This window comes from Sphingosinicella sp. BN140058, from assembly GCF_004135585.1.
GTDB lineage: Bacteria > Pseudomonadota > Alphaproteobacteria > Sphingomonadales > Sphingomonadaceae > Allosphingosinicella.
Genome location: NZ_CP035501.1, coordinates 1,820,844 through 1,843,949, shown reverse-complemented (window position 1 = coordinate 1,843,949; position 23,106 = coordinate 1,820,844). Strand labels below are relative to the sequence as shown.

Below are 23,106 nucleotides of genomic sequence, written 5' to 3'. Positions count from 1 at the left end.
ACGGGAGTGAGTCCGATGGTCGGCATTTCGGCTACCAGCAGCACCAGCACCAGCATCAACAGCATCAACACCCATGCGAGCGTCAATGCAGGCGCTTCGCCGCCGCAGGAAGGCGGCCGCCACACGGTGGCCCGGGGCGAAACCCTGTCCGGCATCGCCCAGCGCTTCGGCACGGACGTGTCGACGCTTTCGCGATTGAACGACATCCGCAACCCCAACCTGATCCACGAGGGCCAAAGTCTCAAGCTGCCGCAAGGGGCGTCGCAATCGTACGAGATTGCGCGCGGCGACACGCTCGGCCGGATCGCGGCGAAGCACGGCGTCGGTGTCGACGCTCTGCTGTCCGCCAATCCGCAGATTGCCAATCCGAACCGCATCTATCCCGGCGACACCCTGACGATCCCTGCCGGCACCGGGCGCACGGCAGTTGGCGGGACGAACGGAGTCGCCGCGGTCGGCGGCACCACCCGGGTGGAGAACGGGACCTTGTCGCTCTCCGCGCAGGACGTGATCGACCTCAAGAAGACGCTGCAGACGGAATGGGTGCAGACGGCCGGCGACGCCCAGGCGCACGGCATCATCGACACCATCCTCAACCGCACCGCCTCCGGTCATTGGGGCGATACGGTCGCCGATGTGGTCAACAGCCACAACCAGTTTTCCGACATCAACGGGCCGATCGCCCGCCGCGATGGCCGCAACTCGGTCGACGACATTCCGGAAAGCCGGATCAGCGCGCGCGTCGATACGCTTGTCGACACCTATCTGGCGGCGCGTGCCGGCGGGCAGGCCTCGTCGATCGGATCGCACCTCAATTACGCCAATCCGCATTATTCGAGCGCCAACAATCTCGGCTGGATCAACGCCCTCGATGGTCCGGTGCTCGGCCGCGGCAACGCCGTCCACCATCACGGCACCGTGCCCGAGCTCGATCGCTACCGTCCGGCCGAATATGCTGTCGCCCTGCCGGGCGCAGCGGCGGCGACGCCGAGCCCCACCACCAATGTCCAGGCCGGCGGGCGGATCGACGGCAATGCCGTCGCCGCGGCCAACGGAGTCGAGGTCAAGGGGGCGAGCGTGCACATCAGTCGGCTCGATGCAGCGATGGATCCGGCGATCCAGGCAGTGGCCGACGCGGCACGCCGGCTGGGCCTGCCGACGCCGGTGATCACCTCGGGCAACGACAGCCGCCACATGAACGGATCGCTCCATTATTCGGATCGCGCGCTGGATTTCCGAGGCAACAATATCAGCATTGCCCAGGGCCGCGCCTTCCAGAACGAGGTTCGCGCCATCCTCGGCGACCGCTACGATGTCGCGTTCGAAACCTTCACCAATCGCAGCAACAATCACCTTCATGTAGAGTTCGACCCGAATTGACCACGGGAGCGTTATGAAGGGATCGATCGCAGCCTTTGCCGCCTGCCTGCTGCTGCTGCCGGGCTGTTCGCAGGCCGGGGCGCCGACAGCCGGCAACGACACCGAACGGGTGCAGGCTGCGCCGGCCCGAGCACCGTCATCGCAGGAGCCGGCGGCGCAGGCTGCGACCGCGCGCGCCGCTCCTGCGACACCAGCGGAGGCCGGATCGCACGTCCTCGGCAAGAAGGAGCTTGCCCTGCGCGGCAAGCCGGCCTGCGAAATCGCCTTCGTCTATGCAGGCCGCGAGCCCGAGACATTGATTTGGGAGGAAGCCTGCCCCGAGATTACCGCGTCGATGGTCGACCAGGCGGCGCTCGAACGGCTCGGCCGCTGGGAGCGTCTCGACGATTTCGCCCGCAAGTTCGTCGCCGCGCTGCCCGGCGGCAAGGTCCTTCAGGTGGAAGGCAGCCTCAGTGCCTCGGTGTACCCCGTCGGCACGACCGGGTCGACCTACGAGGTTCCGGTCGCCGACTGAGCGGGAGTGCGCGCAACTCACCCGGCTCAATTGCCTGGAATGGTGACGGTGAAGCGCAGACCGACGAGGACGGCGTCCTTGATCCGCGGGTTGGCAGACGGATTGAAGATGTACTGAACGTCCGGCTGGACCGACAGAAACGGCGTGATCGGCTGGCTGTACGTGAGTTCCACCCCCGTCTCGGTCCGGCCGAGCGGCTGGCCCGTCTCGGCGGCGTTGCGCCGGAACTTGGACGACAGTCGTGCCTGATTGACTCCGAGCGAGAGCTGGGAACCCGTGCCGCCCGCATTCTCCACCAGCAGGCCCGCCTGCCAGCCGCCCCGATAGGGCGTGGTGTCGCCGTCCGAGAGGCCGATGCGCGCGAAGCCGCGGATATCGCGCCCGTCCGCGCCGCCGCCGAGCGACGGCGTCTCGGCCAGCAGATAGGCGCCTTGCGTGATCCGGCCCTCCGCCGCGCCGTCTGCGTCGACGCTGCGAATGTCGCCCTGGTGCTTGGTGTAGCGCCAATAACCGGCAGCAAGCTTGCCGTTGCCCGCAATTCCCGCCTCGGCAATGGCCAGCGCGCCATCGCGCATCTTGAAGTCGACGCCGCCGTCGTCGCCGAGCACGCCGGCTTTGGCGTTGAACAGAGCGACATTGGCGTAAGCGCCCTTGCCGTCGGTGATCCGCAGCCGCGCCGCAAGCGCCGTCGATGGAAAGATCGAGGGGCCATTGGGCCCGGTCGCCGCCAGTTCGGATCCGATGCCGAACGCCGGCGCGATCAACAGCCCGGCGGCATCATTCTGATAGAATTCGGAATTGAGGTCGACCATGCCGATCAGCAGCGCCGCACGCTCGCCGGCGAAGCTCTGCTCGATCCAGGCCTGGTAGAGCTTGGAGCGGTTATTCTCGACCTCGATATTGTCGACGCCCTGCATGGTGCCGGCAAGATCGTTGGGCACTTCGCCGTGGACGCTGAGGAAATGGATCTTGGCGCGGGCGCCGCGCCAGCCGAAGCGCGCGAGGTCCGCCTCGGCCATGATCTCGCCATTGCCGAGCAGGCGGATGCCGCGGTCGACGCCGCCGCGCACGTTCGCCATCGCGTCGGCCTTGTACAGCCCCTCTATCTGCAGCCAGTTGGTGCTGCTTTCCACCTCCTCTGCCAACGCCGGGGATGTCAACAGGGCCGCTCCCGCGGCCGCGAACGCCAGATACTTCACGACAGCTCCAATACGCACGAACGCTGCACCGGCGTAACACTCCGCCAGGCAGTGAGCCTGCGCATGGCACCACGGCGGTTCAGACATTCGCACCATCGAACTAGGTAATTCGCCGTGTCGGCCGCACGGACTGGTTTCACTCTAAGATGGAGATGGGAACATCCATCGTTCGGGGTGGGTGTCGATCGGCTGCGGACATGAAGGTCCGGGGCCGACGCGGCGGCTCCGCGCAGGCGGCGCCGCGTTCGCAGAGGAAGTTCAGTGTGTCCGCTTTCAATCAGATGAGCGTCGCGACCAAGATCATGTCGGCGCTCGGCCTGTTTACTGCGCTGACCGGCGGTGTCGCCGCCTACGGCCTGTACAACGTTTCGGCCATGTCGGGGCTCGCCCAGGATCTGGCCAACGACGAAGCCGAAAGCCTGCGCATTGCCGGCGCGGCGAGCGAGCATATGAGCCGGATCCAGCAATTGTGGCTGGAAAGCGCCGTCACCGTGGACGAGGCGGCAACCCGCGCGCTCAAGCAGGAGACGGACGCCGAAACCAAGGCCCTCGACGAGAGCCTCGCCGCGCTGAAGCCTTTCTTTGAGGACGAGCCGGCCGATCTTGCACGCCTGGAAAAGACCACCAGCGCTTTTGCCGAATATAAGGAGACCGTTGCACCGGCCTTCGCCATGTCGCTGCGCAACGACGTTGCCGGCGTGTCGGCGATCCTGACCAAGCAGGCGACTCCCAAATACGATATCGTCGACCAGAATCTGGATGCGATCGTCGACAGCCAGGACAAGGAAATGGAAGCCGCCGCCGCCGACGCAAAGGCGCGCGCCTCGACCGCATCCTGGATGATGATCGGGGCGACCCTGCTTGGCCTGCTCGTCATCGGCGGGATCGCACTGCAGATCGTCCGCCGCCAGGTCACTGGGCCGATCGCATTGATCACCGAAGTGATGCGCAGGCTGGCCGGTGGCGAGACCCGCCTCGAGATTCCGGCCGCCGACCGTGCCGACGAGATCGGCGCGATGGCCAAGGCGGTCCTCGTGTTTCGCGACGCCGCAGTCGCTCAGGAAGAAGCGGCCGAGCAGAAGGAGCTCGCCGACGCCGCGCAACAGACCGTGGTGCGGGATCTCGGCAGCGCCCTCGCCAAGCTGTCCGCTGGGGATCTCACCGTGGCGTTGCGGAACTTCCCCGGCGATTATCGCAAGCTGGAAGAGGATTTCAACGCCGCGATCGGCGAATTGCGCGACGCAATGGGGAAGATCGCGCAGGCCACCGGCAACATTCATGGCGGCTCGGGCGAGATCAGCCAGGCCTCCGACGATCTGTCGCACCGCACCGAGCAGCAGGCTGCTTCGCTCGAGGAAACCGCGGCTGCGATGACGCAGATCACGACGACGGTCCACAACAGCGCGACGGGTGCGAACGAGGCCAACAAGCTGGTCCGCGCCACTCAGGCGGATGCGCAGGAGAGCAGCAAGGTGGTCGGCGATGCCGTCGCCGCGATGGCCGAGATCGAGAAGAGCTCGCAGGAGATCACCAAGATCATCGAAGTGATCGACAAGATCGCATTCCAGACCAATCTCCTTGCGCTCAATGCGTCCGTCGAAGCCGCGCATGCCGGTGAAGCGGGTCGTGCCTTCGCGGTGGTCGCCAATGAGGTGCGCGCGCTTGCCCAGCGTTCGGCAGACGCGGCGCAGGAGATCGGCACCTTGATCTCCAACAGCTCGCGTCAGGTCGAAGGCGGCGTGGCGCTGGTCGGCGAAGCCGGCAAGGCGCTCGGCCGGATCATCGGCTCGGTCGACGAAGTCTCGGGCCTCGTCAGCCAGATCGCAATGGCCGCGGATCAGCAAAGCTCCGCGTTGGCCCAGGTCAACACCGCGATCACCGAGATGGACAAGGTCACCCAGCAGAACGCCGCGATGGTCGAGGAGAGCACCGCAGCCGCGAAGACCCTGGCCGACGAAGCCGACGGGCTCAGCCGACTGGTCGGTCGCTTCGACACCGGCACGGCGAAGCCGTCCGCCGCCCCTGCCCCGCGGCGTGCGGCAACGTCCCGGCCCGCTGCCCGGCCGGCAACGCGCGGCAACAACGCGCTCGCGCTGCAGAGCAACCTCGCCGCTGCGGTCGACGATTGGAACGAGTTCTGAGCGTCCGGCGGGGGCGGCGCTCCGCCCCCGCCCGATTGCGGCGACCGGCACTGGACAGGCGCGCCGCCGCTTGTAAACCGCCCCCTCAGAGACGAGGGGGCTAAGATGATTTTCGAATTGGCGGCCAGCTTGGCGCTTGCCTGGTCGGCCGCCGCCGCGCCCGTCGCACACGTCGACACCCCGTCGCTCGACATCTTCATCGGCACCCTGGCCGTCGACAAGGGCGAGGTCATCCTGACCCGCTGCGATCTCGGCGAGACCCGCTATCGGTTGCACGACGGGCCAGGCGCCCAAACGGTTGCGCGCTACCGGGCAAATCCTGGGCCGGCCTATGCGGAAGTGGTGGCGAGTTATGGCGAGCAGGCGGGCCTGCCGGTCCTGACCGTTGCCGAATTTGCCGAGATCGTGCCGGGACGCAGCTGCCACCTTCGCGAGGCGGCCGAGACCTTGGCCACGGATGCGCAGGTGGGCACGTCCGAAGCCGCGGCGGCTAAGGCTCAGGACCTCACCGGCCATTATTACCTCACCGGCGTAACCGAAGTCGGATCGGAGCTGCTGTTGCGCCCGGACGGCACCTTCGAATGGTTCCTGGCCTATGGCGCGATTGATCAGGCGGCGCACGGAAAGTGGCGTCGCGAAGGCGAGGCGATCCTGCTGGTCGCGGATCTTTCGCCGGCGGACCGGCCGCTCTTCGCCTTCGTTGCGGCGGAGCCGTGGAACGCCGAGGCGGCGGAGGAGGTTCTCGAGCGCAGACAGGGTGCGCAGAACATTGCGCTGCTTGCGCGATGTCCGTTCCTGCCCGGCATGGACGTGATCGCAACGACCGCACCGCCGATTCTGCCCGGCGCCGCACCGGTTCCAGCCGCTACGCTCCGGGATCGTGCCGCCGCAGCTTTGCGGAAAGCCATTTCTGCCCGCGCCGACGTCGAACGGCTCGCCCGAAAGACGATGGCGGGCAAGAGCCAGGACTTGTCGCCAGGCGACGTCGAGGCTGCCCGGGACGCGGCCGCCGCCTGGCGGGCCGCACGTGCGGAAGCGATGGAGGCGGCGCGGGCCGCAGGATTGCCGGAGCCCGACCTCGCCGATCCGGTGCTCCCCGCCGCCTGCGCGCTGCCGATGGCCGCCGATGCCGCGCCGCCGCCGACAGGGCTCGGCGTCCAGGTCGCCGATCTCGAATCGGGAACGCCCCTCCGCCGTGTCGACGTCTCCCTCCGCTTCGCCGACGGCCGCATCGAGCGGATGATGACGACGGGCAGCGGGGGATATGCCTTCGTGGAAGGTCCGGCAGGATCGGCGGCGGTGGGCGCGACGCTGCACGTCGATCAGGAACCGGAACGCGACGCGACGTTCGCCTTCCCGCCAGTCTCCAGTGGCATCCTTCGTTTCTCCATGGATCGCAAGCAGCTCGCGCTGCCTGCCTTCACCGACCTGCGCCTGCGCATCGATGATGGCGCGCTCCTCCTCGGCGGCCCAGGTGACGGACGCTACCAACGCCGCCCCTGAGCCGCCGCGCGTTGTTCAAGCGAGCGCGTTGATCAGCCCGCCTTCGACCCGGATCGCTGCGCCGTTGGTCGCCGCGGAGAGCGGGCTGGCGAGGTAGGCGACGAGGCTGGCTATCTCCTCCGGGTCGATCATCCGCTGCAGCAACGATCCGGAACGCGGGCCGGCGAAGAATTCCGCTTCGGCCTCCTCCCCCGTCGCCTCCGGATTGCTCGACACGCTCTTCAGGAAGTCGACGATGCCTTCGGAGCGGGTGGGCCCCGGCATCACCGAATTGACGGTGACCTGGGTGCCGCGGGTCAAGCCGGCGAGCCCGCGGGCGATCGACAATTGAGCGGTCTTGGTCATCGCATAATGGATCATCGCCGGGTCGACCGCGAGGCCGGTCTCGCTCGACACGAAGATCACCCGGCCTGCTTTCTTCGCCAGCATGCGGGGGAAATAATGGCGGCTGAGCCGCACCCCGCTCAGCACGTTCACCTCGAAATAGGTCATCCAATCCGCGTCGGAGATGTCCGCGAACGGCTTGCTTTCGTAGATGCCGAGATTGTTGACCAGGATATCCACGTCGGGATGGGCAGCGATCACCTCCGCGGTGCCGCCGGGGGTGGTCACGTCGGCAAGGATGCCTGTGGCACGGCCGCCGATCTCCGCGACCGCGGCATCGATCCGCGTCTGATTGCGACCGGTCAGGATCACCCGCGCGCCCTCCTGGGCCAGGGTGCGGGCTATCTCGAGGCCGATGCCGGCGGTCGAACCGGATACCAGCGCAATCTTGTCGGTAAGCTTCAAGTCCATCGATCGTCTCCAGGAAGGGGTGGCCGCGATCTAGTCCTTGGAGCGGTGCTCAACTATGTCCTGGGCAGGAACAATGGCTGTGAATGTGAGGACCAGATGCCGGGGATACTGATGGAGCGATCGGGCGAGATGGAGGTGTTCACCCGGGTTGTGATCGACGGCGGTTTCTCTGCCGCGGCGCGCCGGCTCGACCTGACCCCATCCGCCGTCTCCAAGCTGATCGCCCGCCTTGAGCGACGGCTCGGAACCCGCTTGCTGATCCGCACCACGCGGGCGCTCACCCTCACCGAGGAAGGACGCGCCTTCTTCGAGGCCGCGCAGCGGATCGTCGGCGAGATCGCAGCGGCGGAGGCGGCGGCAAGCGGGGGCGTGGTCGCCGGGACGCTGGCGATCAATGCCTCGCTGCCGTTCGGCCGGCTGATCGTTGCACCGGCCGTACCCTCCTTCCTGCGTGCGCATCCGGGGGTATCGGTCAGCCTCAGCTTCACCGACGACGTCGTCGATCTGATGGCGGAGCGTGCCGATATCGCCATTCGAACGGGCGCCCTTCCGGACAGCGCGCTGGTCGCGCGCAAGCTCGGGCAGAGCCCACTCGTGGTGGTCGCGGCTCCTGCCTACCTGAAGCGCAACGGCAGCCCGGCGGTCCCGGCCGATCTGGCGTGCCATGATTGTCTCGGCTTCAACTTCAGGAAGGCGCGGGGCGGCTGGCCGATGAAGGTCGGCGGCGAGATCGTCCAGGTGCCCGTGGGCGGATCGGTTCGTGTCAACAATGGCGAGACCTTGCGCCAGATGGCGCTCGAGGGTGTCGGTATTGCCCGGCTTGGCCGCTTCCACGTCGCCGAAGATCTTGCGCGCGGCGATCTCGTGCTGCTGCTGGCAGGTTTCGATCCCGGTGACGTCGAGCCGGTCCACGCCATCCACGTCGGTGGCGGCCCGACGCCGCCGCGGGTAACGGCCTTCATCGATCACCTCGCCGCGGCGGTCAGGACATCTGCGCTCTTCCGCTGACGCAAAAGCGATCCCGTACGCCGCCGCTCCATGCTAAACTGCGTCGGTTGCACAGGGGGAGAGCGCGATGCGAGGCCTTCGACTTTCGATACTGTCGTTGGCGGTGGCAAGTGTGGCCGGCGCGACGTCGGCGCAGCCGGCGGATCAATCGATCCCAGCCGCTGGCCATGTCACGGGAGTGGGCGGCATCTTCGTCAGGAGCAAGGATCCAAAGGCGCTGACCGCATGGTATCGCGACGTGCTCGGCATTCGCATCGAGCCGTTCGGTCGCGCGATGTTGCGCTACGATGCGCCCGGCCATCCGGATGTGCTCGTGTGGGGTGGCTTCAAGCAGGACACGACCTACATGGCGCCGTCGACCCGGGAGTTCATGATCAACTTCGCCGTCGACGATCTCGACGCTTTCCTGGCGCGCCTGAGGAGCAAGGGCGTCGCCATCCTGCAGCGTGACGACAGCGATCCCAGCGGCCGCTTCGCCTGGATTCTCGATCCGGACGGCACCAAGATCGAGCTCTGGCAACCCAAGCCGGACGGCGTGGAACAGGACGGTCCCGAATAGGTCGGGTCAGGGGGCGGCCAGGCGTTCGACATAAGCGCAGAGCATGTCGGCGAGGGCGCTCGCGAAGTCGTCGATCTCTGGGTCGGTTCGGGGCAGCTCCGAAAAGCTGCTGCCGACGCGGCTGAGCGTCATTTTGATCAGGTCTCCGGCTTGCCGCCGCAGGCCCTCGGTGGTGCCCGGCAGCGCCTCATCGATGAAAGAGCGGAAGATCGAGGCGCTTTCGGAGCGCGCGGACAGCGCTTCCGGGGCGTCGCGATAAAGCGGCGCCGCATCGGCAAGCGCCAGCCGCACCGGCGCTTCTTCGCACTCCGACCGGATGAAGGCGTGGACGAGGGTTCGAAGGCGCGCGGTCGGAGGCGAAGCGCCGTCTTCCAGAATCGACCGAAGCAGATCGGCGGTGCGGTGCCACTCGTCGCTCTGCAGGCGGAACAGGATCGAGGCCTTGTTCGGAAAATATTGGTAAAGCGACCCGACGCTGACGCCGGCTCGCTCTGCCACCCGCGCCATCGTGAATCGGCCGGCGCCCTCGGACGTCAAAACCTGAACAGCGGCGTCGAGCACGGCTGCGACCAGCGCGTTGGACCGTGCCTGCTTGGGCGCTTTGCGCGAGGAGACTTGGGGAGTTCGGGGCGTCGCCACAGGATGCTCCTGGCAATGCGAATAGGAAACCTGACGAAGTAATCGTATTTTCGGAGCGAGCAAACCCCTGCTCTGGCATTGGAGAAGATGATGACCACGTTGACGACCGCGCCGGTGGCGCCGCTGCTCGAGCAGCTGTTCGCCCAGGCGCGAGGCGAATCGCCGCTCAGCGAGCCGACTTTGGCTGCCGTACCCGAGGAGGAGCGGCGGCGGATGATGCGCAGCAAGACCGATTACCGGGCACTTTACGCGCGGCTGAAGGACTATGCACTGCCGGTTTCTCAAGAGATGGGCCAATTGCTCTACATGCTGGCGCGGGCGGTGCGGGCGGAGCATGTCGTCGAATTCGGGACGTCGTTCGGGCTTTCGACAATCCACCTCGCCTCGGCGCTGCGGGACGGCGGCGGCGGACGTCTGATCACGAGCGAGTTCGAGCCGGACAAAGTTGCGGTCGCCCGCGACAATCTGACGGCTGCCGGTCTCCTCGACCTCGTCGAATTGCGCGAAGGCGACGCGCTCGAGACCCTTGCGACCGACTTGCCGGAGCGGATCGATCTTGTCCTCCTCGACGGTGCCAAGGCGCTGTACGATGATGTGCTTGATCTGCTCGAGCGCCGCTTGCGTCCGGGCGCGGTGATCGTCGCGGACAATGCCGATTACGCGCCCGATTACCTCGCCAGAGTGCGCGCGCCGGCAAGCGGCTACCTGTCGATGCCCCTCGGCGACGACGTCGAGTTGTCGGTGCGAGTAGGCTGAGGAAGTCAGCCGCCGGTCGACGCGTCCCAGCCGCGCATCGCGGTGTCGGCGACCGCTTCCAGTTCGGCTCGATCCGCACCGTCGCGGGCGAGGATCGACATTCCACTCTGTACCGCCTGAACGAAGCGGGCAAGCGCGCGAAGGTCGGCGGAAGGGGCTAGTTCCCCTTCCTCGACTGCCCGGGCGAGCCGCGATTCGAGACGTTCGAGCGTGACCGAACGTGCTTCCCGGACTGTTTCGCCGAGATGCTGATATCCCTCGCTGCCGACCGCGGACAGAGTGACCATGCATCCAAGGGGATTGTCGGCAACCGAGCCGGTCAGCGCTGCCGCCGAGTCGAACAGGAATGCACGAACGGCTGCCCGGGCGGTCTCGGCGTTGCGAAAACGCGCCCACACAAGGCCGTCATAGCTTTCCGCATAATGGCGCAGTGCCTCGGCATAGAGCGCCTCCTTGGAGCCGAAGGCGGCGTAGAGGCTGGGGGAACCGATCCCCATCGCTTCGGTGAGATCGGAAATCGACGTGGCCGCATAGCCTTTCTGCCAGAACAAGCGAGTCGCCTGTGCAAGCGCGGCGGCCCGGTCGAAGGCGCGCGGGCGCCCGCGGCCTTTCTTTCCCGTCTCGATCGAGTCTCCGGATTTCTGCATCGTTCGATATATAACTTCTTGACGCTTCCGGTTAAGCCCCTTAGCTAATTCTGTGTCGATCGTTACAGTATAAGGAAATGAAGAAGATGACGGACTTGGTTGGACGACGGGCGCTTGTGACCGGCGCCTCACGAGGCATCGGTGCCGGTATCGCGCTGGCGCTTGCGGACAAGGGCGCGGACGTGGCGATCACGTTCGAACGCTCCGCCGACCGTGCGGCGGAGGTCGTGCGGGCGATCGAGGCGAAAGGCCGGCGCGCGATCGCCATCCAGGCCGACAGCGCCGATGCGGCGGCCGTCACCCGTTCCGTCGACGAGGCCGTGCAGGCGCTCGGTGGTCTCGACATCCTCGTCAACAATGCCGGTATCGCTCGCTATGGCGCGCTTCCCGAGACCAGCCTCGCCGATATCGACGCCCTGCTCGACGTCAACGTTCGCTCGGTCGTGCTCGCCTCGGCGGCGGCGATCCCGCATCTGAAGGCGGGCGGGCGGATCATTTCCATCGGTTCCTGTCTCGGCGAGCGCGTACCGCTGGCCGGCTCGACCATCTATTCGATGACCAAGTCGGCCCTGCTCGCGCTGACCCGTGGTCTCGCCCGCGATCTCGGGCCGAGCGACATCACCGCCAATCTGGTTCAGCCGGGGCCGATCGACACCGACATGAACCCGGCCGATGGCGAGCATGCCGAGCAGATCCGGTCACACACCGCGCTCGGCCGCTACGGCGCGCCCGAGGACATCGGCGCTGCCGTCGCCTTTCTCGCCAGCCCCGCCGCCCGCTTCATCACAGGGTCGGTGCTGACCGTCGACGGAGGGTTCAACGCCTGACCCGGTTCGCTGCGTTCTCGCCTTGTCTCAGCCGGCGAGGGCACAGCCCTGGAGCAGGGTCGTGCCGGCAAGCGCCCTGACGCCGTCGCACGTCACGGTGATGCGGTCGCCCTTGGCAAGGCGGCTAAGGCGGTCACGATATCCGGCCGGGAAATTCACCACCACGAGATTGAGGCGCGTACGTCCCTCGATGGCGATTGCCGGCGTCGATCCGGGCATCACCATCGTGGCGACGACGCCGGTGACGGTGAGCGAACCCGAATAGCGGGCGCGGGCGCCTTCCGGATTGGCGTGAAAGGCGGAATCGAGGCTCGCGGCGCTCGTCTGGGCGGCGCCGTCGGACGAGGCGGAGACCGTTTCGCTCTCTTTCGCGTCATCCGCCGCCGACGCGGACTCGGATTGCTCCGCCGCTGCGTCTCGCGTCGCAACACGCGAGCGCTCCTCGCTTCGCTGGCTCCACAGGAACAGTCCGATGACGGCGAGCCCCACGATGATCATGATCGGCAGGATCAATCCAGCCCCGCCGCCGCCGCCGGTGACGGGCGTCGCGCCAGGCACGACGGGCGAAGCGCCACGCGCCGGGGGTGCCGCTGCGGAACCGGGCGTCGCCTGCGGCTCGGTGATCGGGGCGGCCTGGCCGGAGACGGCGACGCCGCATTCGGGGCAGAAACGCGCGCCCGCCGGGAGGTTGGTACCGCACGCGCTGCAAAACGCCATGTCGTTGTTCCTCGATCGCTTTCCGAGAAGGACTCCGGAGCGGCAGGATCGTTCCATAGCCGAACCGAGCGGCACCTGCCGCTGTGCGGTCCTGCGCCGCCTGACACACTCAGTGGAAGTAGCTGAACAGGTCGAGCAGGCTGCTCCCGGTCTTCCGCTCGCAGCGGCGATCGATCAGGATCGTGGTCACGAAGCCCACGGCCAAGCCGGTGAGCGCCGAAATGCCACGGACTCTCGGGTCGCCCGGCACGATCAGCCCGATGGTCAGGTCGAGAAAGCCGAACGTGAGGAGTCCTGCGGCCACGCCGCCGACAAGTTCGGCGATCGCGAAACCGAGGAGAAGCAGGCAGCCGCCGTTGCGGGGCTGGGAGGTGCGCGTGGGCGAGGGTTTACGACGGGCAGGGCGCGGCCGGGATGGAGCCACCGGTGCCCGGTCCGCCAGCGCGCGTTCGGGGGCGAGCATCGACCATCTGAGCGAGCGGTAGAGGGCGTAGCCGATCGCCACCATCTGGGCGCCCATCAGCACGAACCCGCCCGCTTCGCCGCCCTCCGGAAAGAAGGTGGCAGTCACCATCGCTGCTGCGACCATGCACAGGCCGAAGGCTACACAGTGAATGAGGAAGTCGATGCCGCCGCGCTTGACGAAACGGGCCCGTTCTTCGGCGGAGACGGGCCGTGCCGGCCCGGTGCGATTGGCACGATAGACGAACCCATTCCCCCGTTCCTCGAACTGCAACGCCATGCCTGTGCCCAACAGCGCCATGATGCCCATTCACGAACCTCCAGCCTCGTTGCCGCATCCAACGCACCCGGCCGCCGAGACGATGCACCGATGAAGGCCGCCAGGCCGGAACTACCGTGGTGGCTCACAGATCGGCATCGCGAAAGATGGCGGCGATGAAGTCGAGAAAGGTGCGAAGCCGGGGCGAGTGCGCCCGTCGGGCCGGGTAGAGCGCCGAGAGCGGCGTCGCCGAGGGCGGGTGCTCGGGCAGGACTTCGACCAGGGTTCCGGCCGCAAGCTCGGCCGCGAACCGGTAGCGCGGCGCCTGCACGAGGCCGAAGCCGCGCCGCGCCAGATCGGCACTGGTGTCGGAATGGTTGGCGCTGACCCGCATCGGCAGGCGGATCTCGCGGGCGCGTCCGTCGACGATGAACTCGAGCGGCAGCACGTCTCCGGTCAGCGACGACCAGAAGCCGACCATGAAATGCCCGGCCAGATCGTCGATCCCGCGCGGATTTCCATGCCGTGCGATATAGTCCGGGCTCGCCACCGTGGTCTCGCGCAGCATGCCGAGCCGCCGCAGCATCAATCCGCTGTCGACCGGCTCGCCGACCCGGATCGCACAGTCGACACCTTCGCGAACCAAATCGACGAGGCGATCGGTCTGGCCGATCTGCAATTGCAGCCGCGGATAGCGGTCGAGGAAATCGGAAAGCACGGGCAGGATGAAGGTGCGGGTGAGCAGACCCGGCGCGTCGATGCGCAGAATTCCGTGCGGCTCGCTGTCGCGCAGCACGCTCTCGGCGTCGTCGAGATCGGCGAGGATCGCCGTGCATCGCTCGTAATAGAGACGTCCGTCCGTGGTCGGCGCGACGTGGCGCGTCGTACGGTCGAGCAAGCGGGCACCAAGCCGCCCCTCCAATTCCCGGATCGCCTCCGTCGCGGTCGAGCGCTTGATGCCGAGATCGCTGGCAGCCGCGGTGAAGCTGCCGCGTTCGACGACCCGCACGAACAGCCGGAGCGACTGGAAGTGATCCATGGCCTTTGTTCGCCCAAGCCGAACGATCTTGTCAAATCGGGGGAGATTATCCGGCGCGACGTCACCGCTATGTATCACCGGAAAGGAGAAGAGCGATGTCCAAGCAGCGCAATGCGATCGTCACCGGCAGTTCCAAAGGCATCGGCGCCGCCGTCGCGCAGCGCCTCGCCGCCGACGGCTTCGCCGTCGTCGTCAATTACGCCCATGGCCGCGAAGCGGCCGACAAGGTGGTGCAATCGATCGAGGCAGCCGGCGGCCGTGCCGTCGCGATTGCCGCAGATCTTGGCGACCCTTCCGGCATGGCCGCCCTGTTCGATGCGGCCGAGGCCGCCCTCGGCACCATCGATCTGCTGGTCAACAATGCCGGCATGATGAGGCTCGGCGCGATCGCCGAGACCGAGGATGAAGCGTTCGAGCAGCAGGTCGCGCTCAATGTCGGCGGCGTCTTCCGAGGGCTGCGCGAGGGCGCGAAACGGCTCGCCGACGGCGGCCGGATCGTCAACTTCTCGTCGAGCGTCGTCGGCCTCTGCCAGCCCGGCTATGGCGTCTATGCGGCGACCAAGGCCGCCGTGGAGGCGCTGACCCGAGTCCTCTCCAAGGAGCTCGGTGGACGCGGCATCACCGTCAACGCGGTCGCGCCGGGACCGGTCGCGACCGAATTGTTCCTGGGCGACAAGAGCGAGGAGCAGGTCGCCGCCATCGCCAGGATGAACCCGTTCGGTCGCATCGGCGCGCCGGACGACATCGCCGGCGTCGTCGCCTTCCTGGCCACTGCCGAGGCCGGCTGGGTCAACGGCCAGGTGATCCGGGTCAACGGCGGCATGAACTGAGGACATCGACGATGCAAAACATCATTCTCGTAACCGGCGCGTCCAGCGGCTTCGGCCGGATGATCGCCCGCGATCTCGCCCATGCCGGCCATGTCGCCTACGCATCGATGCGCGACGCCGCAGGGCGCAACGCCGAAGCCGCCGCCGACAGCGACAGCTACGCGCAGCAGATGGCGATCGACCTGCGCACGATCGAACTGGACGTGCAGGACGAGCGCTCGGTGGCGGCGGCGATCGACGCGATCGTCGCCGAACATGGGCGACTCGACGTCATCGTCCACAATGCCGGACACATGACCTGGGGGCCGAGCGAGGCGTTCACGCCCGAGCAGCTCGCCCAAATCTACGACATCAACGTGCTCGGCGCGCAGCGGGTCAATCGTGCCGTGCTGCCGCACATGCGTGCCGCCGGCCGTGGCCTGCAGGTGTGGATCAGCAGTAGCAGCGTCGCCGGGGGCGTCCCGCCTCTGCTCGGCCCCTATTTCGCGGCCAAGGCGGCGATGGACGCGCTGGCAGTGTGTTATGCCAAGGAACTGGCGCCGCTTGGCATCGAAACCTCGATCGTCGTGCCCGGCGCCTTCACCACCGGCACCAATCATTTCGCCCATGCCGGCACGCCCGACGACGCACCCGTTGCCGATGCCTATGCGGCGGCGTGGCCCGACGGCTTCGCCGACGACATGAAGGCGGCGCTCGCCGCAACGGTACCGGCCTGGGCGGATCCGGCCACGGTTGGACAAAAGGTGGTCGAGATCGTCGCCGCGGAGCACGGCAAGCGCCCGCTGCGGGTCCATGTCGATCCGGCCGACGACGGCGCCGCGGTGAGCTTCACGGTGATCGATCGGGTGCGCTCGGAATTTCTGCACCGGATCGGCCATGCCGACTTGCTGCATCCGCATGTGGAAGGCTGAGGGATGGCTGGGCTTCCGGCCGTCATCGCGGCGGGCGAACCGCTCGCCTACGCCGCGCTGCGCATCGGCTATGGCGTGACTCTGGTGACCCACGGCATTCCCAAGCTGCTCGGTCTTCCGCACGGCTCCATGGCCGATCCGATGGCCGGCTCGGTGCGCCTGATCGACACCGCTCTGGGCCTGCCCTTCGCCGCGCAGATCGGGGCTGCGGTGGCGATTCTGGAGGGGATCGGCGGAGCGCTCCTCGCAGCCGGATTGGCAACCAGGCCGCTCGCTTTCGCCTTTGCCCTGCAGATGGTCGGCATCTGTGTCGCGCTCGGTCCGACTTACCCCTGGATCGACCGCGGCATCGAATATCCGGTCATTCTCGGCCTGATCGGGATTGCGCTCGCGACGCGTGGCGGCGGCCGCTTCTCGCTCGACCGGCGGCTCTTCCGCGCCGCCTGACCCCTGATTGAAAAGGACAGCATGATGCCCTTCGCCAACTTCAAGATTCCCGAGGCCGCGCTCACCCGCGCGCAAAAGGAGGAGCTCGTCCACCGCACCACCCAGATGCTCGTCGACTATTTCTCGGAAGCCGCGCGGCCCCACACGATGGTGCTGATCGAGGAAATCAAGGACGGCGGCTACGCCCGGGCGGACGCGGTCTTCGTCATCCCGGAGGCGTACCGCGCCGGGGATTGAGCCCCGCTCAGGCGTAAGGCGGCTTGTCCAGGCCGGCCGGGCTCTTGGTGAAGATCTCGCAGCCGTCTTCGGTGATCCCGATCGAATGTTCGAATTGGGCGGAGAGGGTGCGGTCGCGGGTGACGGCGGTCCAGCCGTCCTCCAGGATCTTCACCGCCGGCTTGCCGATGTTGATCATCGGCTCGATCGTGAAGAACATGCCCGGCTTCAATTCCGGGCCGGTGCCCGGCCGCCCGGCATGGATCACTTCCGGCGCGTCGTGGAAGATGCGCCCGAGTCCGTGGCCGCAGAAATCCCGGACGACTCCGTAACGCTGCTTCTCGGCATGGGTCTGGATGACGTGGCCGATGTCGCCCAGATGATTGCCGGGCCTCGCCTGCTCGATGCCGAGCATCAGGCATTCGTAGGTGACGTCGACCAGCCGCCGTGCCTTGACGCCGACATCCCCGACCAGGAACATGCGGCTGGTGTCGCCGTGCCAGCCGTCCAGCAGGATGGTAACGTCGATATTGACGATATCGCCGTCCTTCAGCACCCGGTCGCCCGGAATGCCGTGGCAGACGACATGGTTGATCGAGAGGCAGGAGGAGCCGGTGAAGCCGCGATAGCCGAGCGTCGCCGGCACGCCGCCGCGGGCGCGCATCTCGCGATAGACGATGTCGTCGATCTCCTGCGTCGTGACTCCTGGCACGACGTGGGGCACCAGGGTGTCGAGCACCTCGGCGGCGGCGCGGCCGGCGCGACGCATGCCTTCGAAGCCCTCGGGGCCGTGCAGGCGGATCGCGCCGGAGCGGGTGGTGATGTCGGTGCCGGCCACGGCTTCATACTGGGTCATCGGCCCTATATAGTCGCCGTCGCCGGATCGACAAAGTCCGGCTTGCCGGGCCGCCTTTCTTCGCGCAGGAGCGTCGGACGCGCGAAGCAGGCGGAGGGGCATTTGGCCACGGATCGTATCTACACGGCGGCATTGCTGGTGATCGGCGACGAGATCCTCTCCGGTCGCACCCAGGACAGGAATATCGCACAGGTCGGCGGCTGGCTGAACCTGCAGGGGATCCGGTTGCGCGAAGTGCGGGTGGTGCCCGACGTGATCGAGGAGATTGCCGGCGCGGTCAACGCGCTCCGCACCCGCTACGATTATCTGTTCACCACCGGCGGCATCGGCCCGACTCACGACGACATCACCGTCGATGCGATCGCCCACGCCCTCGGCGTGCCCGTCGTCGTTCACCCCGCCGCTCGCGCCACGCTCGAAGCCTATTACGAGACTCGCGGCGGCCTCACCGACGCACGGTTGCGCATGGCGCGGGTGCCGGAAGGCGCCGCCCTGATCGAAAACAGGCTCTCCGGCGCGCCCGGAATCCGGGTCGGCAACATCTTCATCATGGCCGGCGTGCCGCACATTGCGGTGCTGATGATGGAGGCGCTTTCGGGCACGCTCGAAGGCGGCAAGCCGCTCATCTCCCGCACCGTCGGCGGCATGGTTCCCGAAAGCGAGGTCGCCGACATCCTGCGCGAGGTCGAAAAGGCGTTCGAAGGCTGCCAGATCGGCAGCTACCCCTTCTTCCGCGACGGCAAGGTCGGCGCCAATTTCGTCATCCGCTCGGTCGACGAGGCAGAACTCGACGCCTGCGAGGCGGAGCTGATCCGGCGGCTGGCGGAAGTCGGGCGCGAGGTGGTCAAAGGCGGCGTCTGAGCCAAGTTTTGAGCTCGAACGGACTTAGGGGGTCAAGCTCGCACCGCCTCGAGCGCTTCCGCAATTCCCGCATAGATCGCATCCAGATCCGCCTCGTCGATACAATAAGGCGGCATCACGTAGACCGTGTTGCCGAGCGGACGGAGCAGCAGGTTCCGGTCGCGGAAGAACGCGAGCAGCTGCGGCCCCAGCGCGGACAGATAGCCGGGCGCGACATCCTCGATCTCGAACGCGGCGATGGTGCCGAGCCGGCGAGGATTGGCGATCCCTGAGAGGCGGCTCAGCCGCTCGGCCTGGCGCGCGCCGAGGCGGTCGATCCGTTCGCGCACCGGCTCCTCGCGCCAGATGGCGAGATTGGCATTGGCCGCGGCGCAGGCGATCGGATTGGCGGTGTAGCTCGACGAATGGAAGAATTGCTTCTCCCGGTCGGTCGAGAAATGGGCGGCGTAGATCGTCGGGGTCGCCAAGGTGACCGCCAGGGGCACCGCTCCGCCGGTCAGACCCTTGGAGAGACACAGGATGTCCGGAACGATGGCGGCCTGGCTGCAGGCGAGCAGGGTACCGGTTCGGCCCCATCCGGTCATCACCTCGTCGGCGATGAACAGAACGTCGTGGCGGCTGCAGATGGCGTGCATTTCGGCCAGGGTTGCGGGGTCGTAGATCAGCATGCCGCCGGCCCCGAGGATCAGGGGCTCGACGATGAACGCCGCCGGACGCTCGGGGCCGCCGCACGCCGCCTCAAGGGCGTCGAACGTTCTCTGGGCGTTGTCTGCGGCCGGGAACGGAATCGTGCCGACATCGAACAGCAACGGCGCATAAGCCTGGTTGAACACCCCGCGCGCGCCGACTGACATCGCGCCGATCGTGTCGCCATGATAGCTCGCTGCCATCACCAGGATGCGGTGGCGCGGTTCGCCCCGGTTGCGCCAGTAGCCGAGCGCCATCTTCAGCGCGACTTCGACGCTCGTCGACCCGCTGTCGGAGAAGAAGACGTGGGCGAGCGCCGGCGGCATCATCTCGGTCAGTCCTCGCGCAAGCGTCTCCGCCGGCTCGTGGGTCCAGCCCGCGAAGATGATCTGATCGAGCCGCCCCGCCTGCTCGGCGATCGCCGCCATGATCCGGGGATGGCAATGGCCGTGGGTCGTCACCCACCAGGAGGAGATGGCGTCGACGATGCGCCGTCCGTCTTCGGTGTAGAGCGCCGCGCCTTCGGCATGGCTGACGCGCGGGATCGGCTCGCCGAAGCCATGTTGGGTGAACGGGTGCCAGATCGGCGAGCTCATCGGAAATCTCCGAGATCGAAGCTGTCGGCGAGCGCGTCGGCGATCCGCTCGGGCGAAAGCGAGTCCAGATGCGGCAGGCGTCCAAGCCGCTTCACGCCGCCGATCGCGGCGATCGTCGCCTCGCTGTCCTCCACGGCATCGCCGGAGAAGGCGATGCCGAGGATCGGCACATTGCGCGCCCGCAGTGCCTCAATGGTCAGCAGCGTGTGGTTGATCGTGCCGAGGGCGGTGCGGGCGACGATCACCACCGGATATTGCCAACGAGCGAACAGATCCGCGTAGAGGCAGTGTCGGGTCACCGGCACCAGCGCGCCGCCGGCACCCTCGATGACGAGCGGATCGGCCGCCGGTGGAACCAGCCGGTCCAAATCGATCTCGACGCCGTCGAGCTCGGCGGCGCGATGCGGCGAGCAGGGGGTGGTGAGCCGGTAGGCTTCCGGCAGGATTGTCGCACGCGGCGCCAGCGCGGCGACCGTGTCGCTGTCGCTGCCGTCCTCCAGCCCGGCCTGGATCGGCTTCCAATAGGCTGCCCGCAAAGCGCCGGCGAGCGCGGCGGAGAACAGAGTCTTGCCGATGCCGGTGTCGGTGCCGGTGACGACCAGCCTCATCGCAGCGCCTCTCTCAGGGTGTCGGCGAGGGCGTCGATCGCCCTTTCGTCGACGTTGAGCGTGATCGACAGCCGCAGCCGCGCCGTCCCCGCCGGAACCGTCGGCGGACGGATGCCGCGAACGTCGAAGCCCGCCGCCTGCAGCCGGGCCGCCGCGGCCATCGTCGCCTGATCGCCGCCCAGGATCAGCGGCAGGATCTGCGATCCGGTCGCGACGGCGCCGAGCGGGGCCAGGGCTGCCTCGGCTCGCGCGGCGAGGCGGTGCAGTCGCTCCCGGCGCTCGGTGCCGTCGCGGACGAGGGCGATCGCAGCCCGCAGGATCGAGGCGATCAGCGGCGACGGCGCCGTCGAGAAGATGAAGGCGCGGCCGCGATTGACCAGGAAGTCGCGCACCACCGCGGGCCCGCAGACCAGCGCCCCCTCGACCCCGAGCGCCTTGCCGCAGGTATGGACGGTGATGACGTCCGGCCGTCCCTGCAGCGCCGCGCCAAGCCCGCGCCCGGCTTGGCCGAAGACGCCCGTCGCATGGGCTTCGTCGATGATCAGGATGCCGTCGTGCCGAGCGGCGACGGCGGCGAGTGCCTCCAACGGCGCGCGGTCGCCGTCCATGCTGTACAGGCTCTCGGCAACCAGCCACGGCCTGCCGGTGCCGCCGCTGCGGCGCCAGGCGAGGATCGTATCGTCGAAGGCATCGGCATCGTTGTGGGCGGCCGCGGCACCGGCGGCGCGGGCGAGCCGTAATCCTTCATGCGCGCTGGCGTGGATCAGCGCGTCATGGACGATCAGATCCCCGGTCTGCGGCAAGGTCGACAGCAGGGCCGCATTGGCGGCATAACCGCTCGAGAAGAACAGGGCGCGCTCGGCGCCGAGCCAGCGCGCCGCTTCCGTCTCCAGCGCTTCATGCTCTTCGTGATTGCCGCGCAGGAGCCGGGATCCGCCGGATCCGATCGGCACGCCGCGGGCGAGCGCTTCAGCCGCTGCCGCGCGCAAGACCGGATCGCCGGCAAGGCCAAGATAGTCATTCGACGCGAAGTCCCGGCCGGCCCGCGGCGTCAGCGTGCGCCGGCGGTCGATCCGGGCGAGCGCGCTCAGATGATCTTCGAGTTCGGGCAAGGCGGCCATACGCCGCCCCTAACGCCGTTACGGCGCCGGGGCGAGCGCCGTCAGGATTCGACCGGGACCGCCTCGGCGAGCAGCAGGTCGGCGACGTCGCCGAGCGAGCTCAATGTCGCGATCGTCAGCCGCGCGGTCTCCGCGGTCGGACCGAGCAGGTCCGGGATCATGATCGTTGCGAGTCGCGCCGCAGCGGCGGCGCGCACGCCGCTATGCGAATCCTCGAGCGCGACCGCCCGGCCCGCGGAGATGCCGAGGCGGTCGATCGCTTTCAGGTACGGATCGGGCGCGGGCTTGGGCCGGGCGACGTCGCTGAGCGTCACCACCGTCTCAAAGCGGTCGAGAATTCCGGCGGCGGCAAGCCGCTCCTCGGCCCAGGGCGAAGCGGTCGAGGTCACGACGGCCCGGCGCAGGCCGAGCCGGTCGAGCGTGTCGAGCAGGCGGTGAAGCCCCGGCCTCAGCGGCACGCCCCGGGCGAGGATCGCCTCGAAGCGTGCGTCCGAATCCGCATAGAAGAGGTCGAGCGGGAATTCGGCGCCGAACGCCTCGCGAAGCATGATCCGGTTCCTGGGCCGGTGGACTCCGACCATGCTCAGGAACAAGGGCTCCGGCAGATCATAGCCGAGATCGGCCGCGGCAGCCTTCATCGTCTCGCGATGGGCGGCCTCGGTGTCGAGGAGCAGGCCGTCCATGTCGCAGATGACGGCCTCGAGCGGGGCGGGGAGGATCGGCATCGCGGCTCAACGCGCTTTGCCGGAAAGCGTTCGGGCCGTTCGTCCTTGCGCCATCAAGCTGCTGAAAGGGTGACGAGAAATGTGTGAACGCAACATCTTTTTAACCACTTCCTGAGAGACTCGGCCGGTCATCCCCGGCGGACCGGAGAGGGAGAAGAATGCACGTGCAGCTCAAAGCCTTTCTGATCGCCCTTGCCGCGTTCGCCGTGTTCGACGCGGCGGTCTGGCATGGGCAATATCGCGAAAAGGCGTTGATCAAGGCGTCGATGACGGCCCACTGGGTGACCAAGCAGAAATGGGGCTGACGACGCCGATCCGCTACCCCCTGTCGAATCTGTTGACATTCATGTAAGCGAGTCGCAGGCATTTTCTCCTCAGGAGGAGACCATGTTCCGCCACCCGATCGGCATCGTGCCCGCCGACATCGACCATATGGGGCACGTCAACAACTCCGTCTATCTGCGCTGGGTGCAGGAGGCCGTCGTCGGCTATTGGGAGAAGGTCGCCCCCGCCGACGCCGTCGCCGCCCATCTCTGGGTCGCTCTCAAGCATGAGATCACCTACCGCCGGCCCGCCTTTCTCGACGACATCGTCGTTGCCGACGTGATCGCCGAGGGCGTGCAAGGTGCGCGCGCCTTTTTCAGCACGGTGATCAAGCGCGGCGAGGACGTCGTCGCCGAGGTGAAGAGCAGCTGGTGCTGCCTCGACGCCGCCACCAAGCGCCCGGCGCGCCTGGCCAAGGACGTGGTTCGGCGCTTCCTGCCGGAATAGAGGTGCGCCACAGGAGAAGCTCCATTTTCCCG

General features: G+C 67.5%; 27 protein-coding genes. 15 read left to right on the top strand and 12 right to left on the bottom strand.

Annotated features, from left to right (window positions below):
• Positions 1-15: 15 nt before the first annotated feature.
• Both ETR14_RS08375 and ETR14_RS08370 read left to right on the top strand, forming a co-directional pair.
• Entirely contained in the window at positions 16-1,380 is a 1,365-nt protein-coding gene (locus ETR14_RS08375) for a LysM peptidoglycan-binding domain-containing protein (protein WP_129384193.1), read from the top strand.
• Between the two features lie 13 nt (positions 1,381-1,393).
• Entirely contained in the window at positions 1,394-1,894 is a 501-nt protein-coding gene (locus ETR14_RS08370; RefSeq protein WP_129384192.1) for a hypothetical protein, read from the top strand.
• Positions 1,895-1,920: 26 nt separating this feature from the next.
• Here the strand turns inward: ETR14_RS08370 and ETR14_RS08365 are convergent, their stop codons facing one another.
• Positions 1,921-3,093, bottom strand: a complete 1,173-nt coding sequence (locus ETR14_RS08365; RefSeq protein WP_243455824.1) for a carbohydrate porin — start codon at positions 3,091-3,093, stop codon at positions 1,921-1,923.
• A 263-nt stretch (positions 3,094-3,356) separates the two neighbouring features.
• On the opposite strand from ETR14_RS08365, the gene ETR14_RS08360 reads away from it, so the two are divergent.
• Positions 3,357-5,234 carry a methyl-accepting chemotaxis protein gene (locus tag ETR14_RS08360; protein ID WP_165356375.1) on the top strand — a complete coding sequence of 626 codons (1,878 nt, stop codon included), beginning with the start codon at positions 3,357-3,359 and terminating at the stop codon, positions 5,232-5,234.
• Positions 5,235-5,339: 105 nt separating this feature from the next.
• Positions 5,340-6,737, top strand: coding sequence for a hypothetical protein (locus tag ETR14_RS08355; protein WP_129384189.1), 1,398 nt, complete (start codon positions 5,340-5,342; stop codon positions 6,735-6,737).
• 15 nt (positions 6,738-6,752) lie between these two features.
• Here the strand turns inward: ETR14_RS08355 and ETR14_RS08350 are convergent, their stop codons facing one another.
• On the bottom strand, positions 6,753-7,532 hold the full coding sequence (locus ETR14_RS08350) for an SDR family NAD(P)-dependent oxidoreductase (protein ID WP_129384188.1): 780 nt from the start codon (positions 7,530-7,532) through the stop codon (positions 6,753-6,755).
• A gap of 96 nt (positions 7,533-7,628) precedes the next feature.
• On the opposite strand from ETR14_RS08350, the gene ETR14_RS08345 reads away from it, so the two are divergent.
• Both ETR14_RS08345 and ETR14_RS08340 read left to right on the top strand, forming a co-directional pair.
• Positions 7,629-8,540 (top strand): LysR family transcriptional regulator, encoded by a 912-nt coding sequence (locus tag ETR14_RS08345; RefSeq protein WP_129384187.1) that lies wholly within the window; start codon positions 7,629-7,631, stop codon positions 8,538-8,540.
• Between the two features lie 103 nt (positions 8,541-8,643).
• A complete protein-coding gene (locus tag ETR14_RS08340) occupies positions 8,644-9,099 on the top strand; it encodes a VOC family protein (RefSeq protein ID WP_243455823.1) in 456 nt (151 codons plus the stop codon).
• Between the two features lie 6 nt (positions 9,100-9,105).
• Here ETR14_RS08340 and ETR14_RS08335 read toward each other — a convergent pair whose 3' ends face one another.
• Positions 9,106-9,738 (bottom strand): TetR family transcriptional regulator, encoded by a 633-nt coding sequence (locus ETR14_RS08335; RefSeq protein WP_129384185.1) that lies wholly within the window; start codon positions 9,736-9,738, stop codon positions 9,106-9,108.
• 87 nt (positions 9,739-9,825) lie between these two features.
• Between ETR14_RS08335 and ETR14_RS08330 the strand changes: the two genes are divergently transcribed.
• Complete coding sequence (locus ETR14_RS08330) at positions 9,826-10,494, top strand: O-methyltransferase (RefSeq protein WP_243455822.1); 669 nt, start codon at positions 9,826-9,828, stop codon at positions 10,492-10,494.
• A gap of 5 nt (positions 10,495-10,499) precedes the next feature.
• On the opposite strand, the gene ETR14_RS08325 is transcribed toward ETR14_RS08330, so the two are convergent.
• Positions 10,500-11,141, bottom strand: a complete 642-nt coding sequence (locus ETR14_RS08325; RefSeq protein WP_129384183.1) for a TetR/AcrR family transcriptional regulator — start codon at positions 11,139-11,141, stop codon at positions 10,500-10,502.
• Between the two features lie 86 nt (positions 11,142-11,227).
• On the opposite strand from ETR14_RS08325, the gene ETR14_RS08320 reads away from it, so the two are divergent.
• Positions 11,228-11,968 carry an SDR family NAD(P)-dependent oxidoreductase gene (locus tag ETR14_RS08320; RefSeq protein ID WP_129384182.1) on the top strand — a complete coding sequence of 247 codons (741 nt, stop codon included), beginning with the start codon at positions 11,228-11,230 and terminating at the stop codon, positions 11,966-11,968.
• Between the two features lie 27 nt (positions 11,969-11,995).
• Here ETR14_RS08320 and ETR14_RS08315 read toward each other — a convergent pair whose 3' ends face one another.
• The 3 genes from ETR14_RS08315 to ETR14_RS08305 form a co-directional block, all read right to left on the bottom strand.
• Positions 11,996-12,685, bottom strand: coding sequence for a zinc-ribbon domain-containing protein (locus ETR14_RS08315; protein WP_165356374.1), 690 nt, complete (start codon positions 12,683-12,685; stop codon positions 11,996-11,998).
• A gap of 109 nt (positions 12,686-12,794) precedes the next feature.
• Entirely contained in the window at positions 12,795-13,457 is a 663-nt protein-coding gene (locus ETR14_RS08310; RefSeq protein ID WP_129384180.1) for a hypothetical protein, read from the bottom strand.
• Positions 13,458-13,551: 94 nt separating this feature from the next.
• Complete coding sequence (locus ETR14_RS08305) at positions 13,552-14,445, bottom strand: LysR family transcriptional regulator (protein ID WP_129384179.1); 894 nt, start codon at positions 14,443-14,445, stop codon at positions 13,552-13,554.
• Between the two features lie 95 nt (positions 14,446-14,540).
• Between ETR14_RS08305 and ETR14_RS08300 the strand changes: the two genes are divergently transcribed.
• From ETR14_RS08300 to ETR14_RS08285, 4 genes are read left to right on the top strand one after another with little or no spacing between them, the layout of a single operon-like run.
• Positions 14,541-15,275: an SDR family oxidoreductase gene (locus tag ETR14_RS08300; RefSeq protein WP_129384178.1), complete on the top strand. Its 735-nt coding sequence runs from the start codon at positions 14,541-14,543 to the stop codon at positions 15,273-15,275.
• An 11-nt stretch (positions 15,276-15,286) separates the two neighbouring features.
• Positions 15,287-16,186: an SDR family NAD(P)-dependent oxidoreductase gene (locus tag ETR14_RS08295; RefSeq protein WP_129384177.1), complete on the top strand. Its 900-nt coding sequence runs from the start codon at positions 15,287-15,289 to the stop codon at positions 16,184-16,186.
• A 3-nt stretch (positions 16,187-16,189) separates the two neighbouring features.
• Complete coding sequence (locus ETR14_RS08290) at positions 16,190-16,633, top strand: DoxX family protein (protein ID WP_129384176.1); 444 nt, start codon at positions 16,190-16,192, stop codon at positions 16,631-16,633.
• Between the two features lie 21 nt (positions 16,634-16,654).
• Complete coding sequence (locus ETR14_RS08285; RefSeq protein WP_243455821.1) at positions 16,655-16,870, top strand: 4-oxalocrotonate tautomerase family protein; 216 nt, start codon at positions 16,655-16,657, stop codon at positions 16,868-16,870.
• A 7-nt stretch (positions 16,871-16,877) separates the two neighbouring features.
• Here ETR14_RS08285 and map read toward each other — a convergent pair whose 3' ends face one another.
• A complete protein-coding gene (map, locus tag ETR14_RS08280; protein WP_129384175.1) occupies positions 16,878-17,705 on the bottom strand; it encodes a type I methionyl aminopeptidase in 828 nt (275 codons plus the stop codon).
• A gap of 102 nt (positions 17,706-17,807) precedes the next feature.
• Between map and ETR14_RS08275 the strand changes: the two genes are divergently transcribed.
• Positions 17,808-18,566, top strand: a complete 759-nt coding sequence (locus ETR14_RS08275) for a molybdopterin-binding protein (protein WP_129384174.1) — start codon at positions 17,808-17,810, stop codon at positions 18,564-18,566.
• A gap of 32 nt (positions 18,567-18,598) precedes the next feature.
• Here ETR14_RS08275 and ETR14_RS08270 read toward each other — a convergent pair whose 3' ends face one another.
• From ETR14_RS08270 to ETR14_RS08255, 4 genes are read right to left on the bottom strand one after another with little or no spacing between them, the layout of a single operon-like run.
• Complete coding sequence (locus ETR14_RS08270; protein WP_129384173.1) at positions 18,599-19,849, bottom strand: adenosylmethionine--8-amino-7-oxononanoate transaminase; 1,251 nt, start codon at positions 19,847-19,849, stop codon at positions 18,599-18,601.
• The gene (bioD, locus tag ETR14_RS08265) at positions 19,846-20,457 is read right to left on the bottom strand and encodes a dethiobiotin synthase (protein ID WP_129384172.1); all 612 of its coding nucleotides are present in this window, start codon (positions 20,455-20,457) and stop codon (positions 19,846-19,848) included. Before bioD ends, ETR14_RS08270 begins: the two co-directional genes overlap by 4 nt.
• Positions 20,454-21,578, bottom strand: coding sequence for an 8-amino-7-oxononanoate synthase (locus ETR14_RS08260; protein WP_129384171.1), 1,125 nt, complete (start codon positions 21,576-21,578; stop codon positions 20,454-20,456). Before ETR14_RS08260 ends, bioD begins: the two co-directional genes overlap by 4 nt.
• A gap of 41 nt (positions 21,579-21,619) precedes the next feature.
• Entirely contained in the window at positions 21,620-22,303 is a 684-nt protein-coding gene (locus ETR14_RS08255; RefSeq protein ID WP_129384170.1) for an HAD family phosphatase, read from the bottom strand.
• A 158-nt stretch (positions 22,304-22,461) separates the two neighbouring features.
• Here ETR14_RS08255 and ETR14_RS28285 point away from each other — a divergent pair, with 158 nt between their 5' ends.
• Positions 22,462-22,608 carry a hypothetical protein gene (locus tag ETR14_RS28285; RefSeq protein ID WP_165356373.1) on the top strand — a complete coding sequence of 49 codons (147 nt, stop codon included), beginning with the start codon at positions 22,462-22,464 and terminating at the stop codon, positions 22,606-22,608.
• Between the two features lie 82 nt (positions 22,609-22,690).
• Complete coding sequence (locus tag ETR14_RS08250) at positions 22,691-23,074, top strand: thioesterase family protein (protein WP_129384169.1); 384 nt, start codon at positions 22,691-22,693, stop codon at positions 23,072-23,074.
• Positions 23,075-23,106 lie beyond the last annotated feature (32 nt).

Excerpts from the sequence above, each read along its gene's own strand:
- ETR14_RS08295 (WP_129384177.1), top strand. The coding sequence starts at position 15,287 with ATGCAAAACATCATTCTCGTAACCGGCGCGTCCAGCGGCTTCGGCCGG.
- ETR14_RS08270 (WP_129384173.1), bottom strand. The coding sequence starts at position 19,849 with ATGAGCTCGCCGATCTGGCACCCGTTCACCCAACATGGCTTCGGCGAG.
- ETR14_RS28285 (WP_165356373.1), top strand. The coding sequence starts at position 22,462 with ATGCACGTGCAGCTCAAAGCCTTTCTGATCGCCCTTGCCGCGTTCGCC.
- ETR14_RS08350 (WP_129384188.1), bottom strand. The coding sequence starts at position 7,532 with ATGGACTTGAAGCTTACCGACAAGATTGCGCTGGTATCCGGTTCGACC.
- ETR14_RS08305 (WP_129384179.1), bottom strand. The coding sequence starts at position 14,445 with ATGGATCACTTCCAGTCGCTCCGGCTGTTCGTGCGGGTCGTCGAACGC.
- ETR14_RS08285 (WP_243455821.1), top strand. The coding sequence starts at position 16,655 with ATGATGCCCTTCGCCAACTTCAAGATTCCCGAGGCCGCGCTCACCCGC.
- ETR14_RS08330 (WP_243455822.1), top strand. The coding sequence starts at position 9,826 with ATGATGACCACGTTGACGACCGCGCCGGTGGCGCCGCTGCTCGAGCAG.
- ETR14_RS08375 (WP_129384193.1), top strand. The coding sequence starts at position 16 with ATGGTCGGCATTTCGGCTACCAGCAGCACCAGCACCAGCATCAACAGC.
- ETR14_RS08315 (WP_165356374.1), bottom strand. The coding sequence starts at position 12,685 with ATGGCGTTTTGCAGCGCGTGCGGTACCAACCTCCCGGCGGGCGCGCGT.
- ETR14_RS08320 (WP_129384182.1), top strand. The coding sequence starts at position 11,228 with ATGACGGACTTGGTTGGACGACGGGCGCTTGTGACCGGCGCCTCACGA.
- bioD (WP_129384172.1), bottom strand. The coding sequence starts at position 20,457 with ATGAGGCTGGTCGTCACCGGCACCGACACCGGCATCGGCAAGACTCTG.
- ETR14_RS08260 (WP_129384171.1), bottom strand. The coding sequence starts at position 21,578 with ATGGCCGCCTTGCCCGAACTCGAAGATCATCTGAGCGCGCTCGCCCGG.
- ETR14_RS08355 (WP_129384189.1), top strand. The coding sequence starts at position 5,340 with ATGATTTTCGAATTGGCGGCCAGCTTGGCGCTTGCCTGGTCGGCCGCC.
- ETR14_RS08250 (WP_129384169.1), top strand. The coding sequence starts at position 22,691 with ATGTTCCGCCACCCGATCGGCATCGTGCCCGCCGACATCGACCATATG.
- ETR14_RS08345 (WP_129384187.1), top strand. The coding sequence starts at position 7,629 with ATGCCGGGGATACTGATGGAGCGATCGGGCGAGATGGAGGTGTTCACC.
- ETR14_RS08325 (WP_129384183.1), bottom strand. The coding sequence starts at position 11,141 with ATGCAGAAATCCGGAGACTCGATCGAGACGGGAAAGAAAGGCCGCGGG.
- ETR14_RS08255 (WP_129384170.1), bottom strand. The coding sequence starts at position 22,303 with ATGCCGATCCTCCCCGCCCCGCTCGAGGCCGTCATCTGCGACATGGAC.
- map (WP_129384175.1), bottom strand. The coding sequence starts at position 17,705 with ATGACCCAGTATGAAGCCGTGGCCGGCACCGACATCACCACCCGCTCC.
- ETR14_RS08370 (WP_129384192.1), top strand. The coding sequence starts at position 1,394 with ATGAAGGGATCGATCGCAGCCTTTGCCGCCTGCCTGCTGCTGCTGCCG.
- ETR14_RS08300 (WP_129384178.1), top strand. The coding sequence starts at position 14,541 with ATGTCCAAGCAGCGCAATGCGATCGTCACCGGCAGTTCCAAAGGCATC.
- ETR14_RS08310 (WP_129384180.1), bottom strand. The coding sequence starts at position 13,457 with ATGGGCATCATGGCGCTGTTGGGCACAGGCATGGCGTTGCAGTTCGAG.
- ETR14_RS08290 (WP_129384176.1), top strand. The coding sequence starts at position 16,190 with ATGGCTGGGCTTCCGGCCGTCATCGCGGCGGGCGAACCGCTCGCCTAC.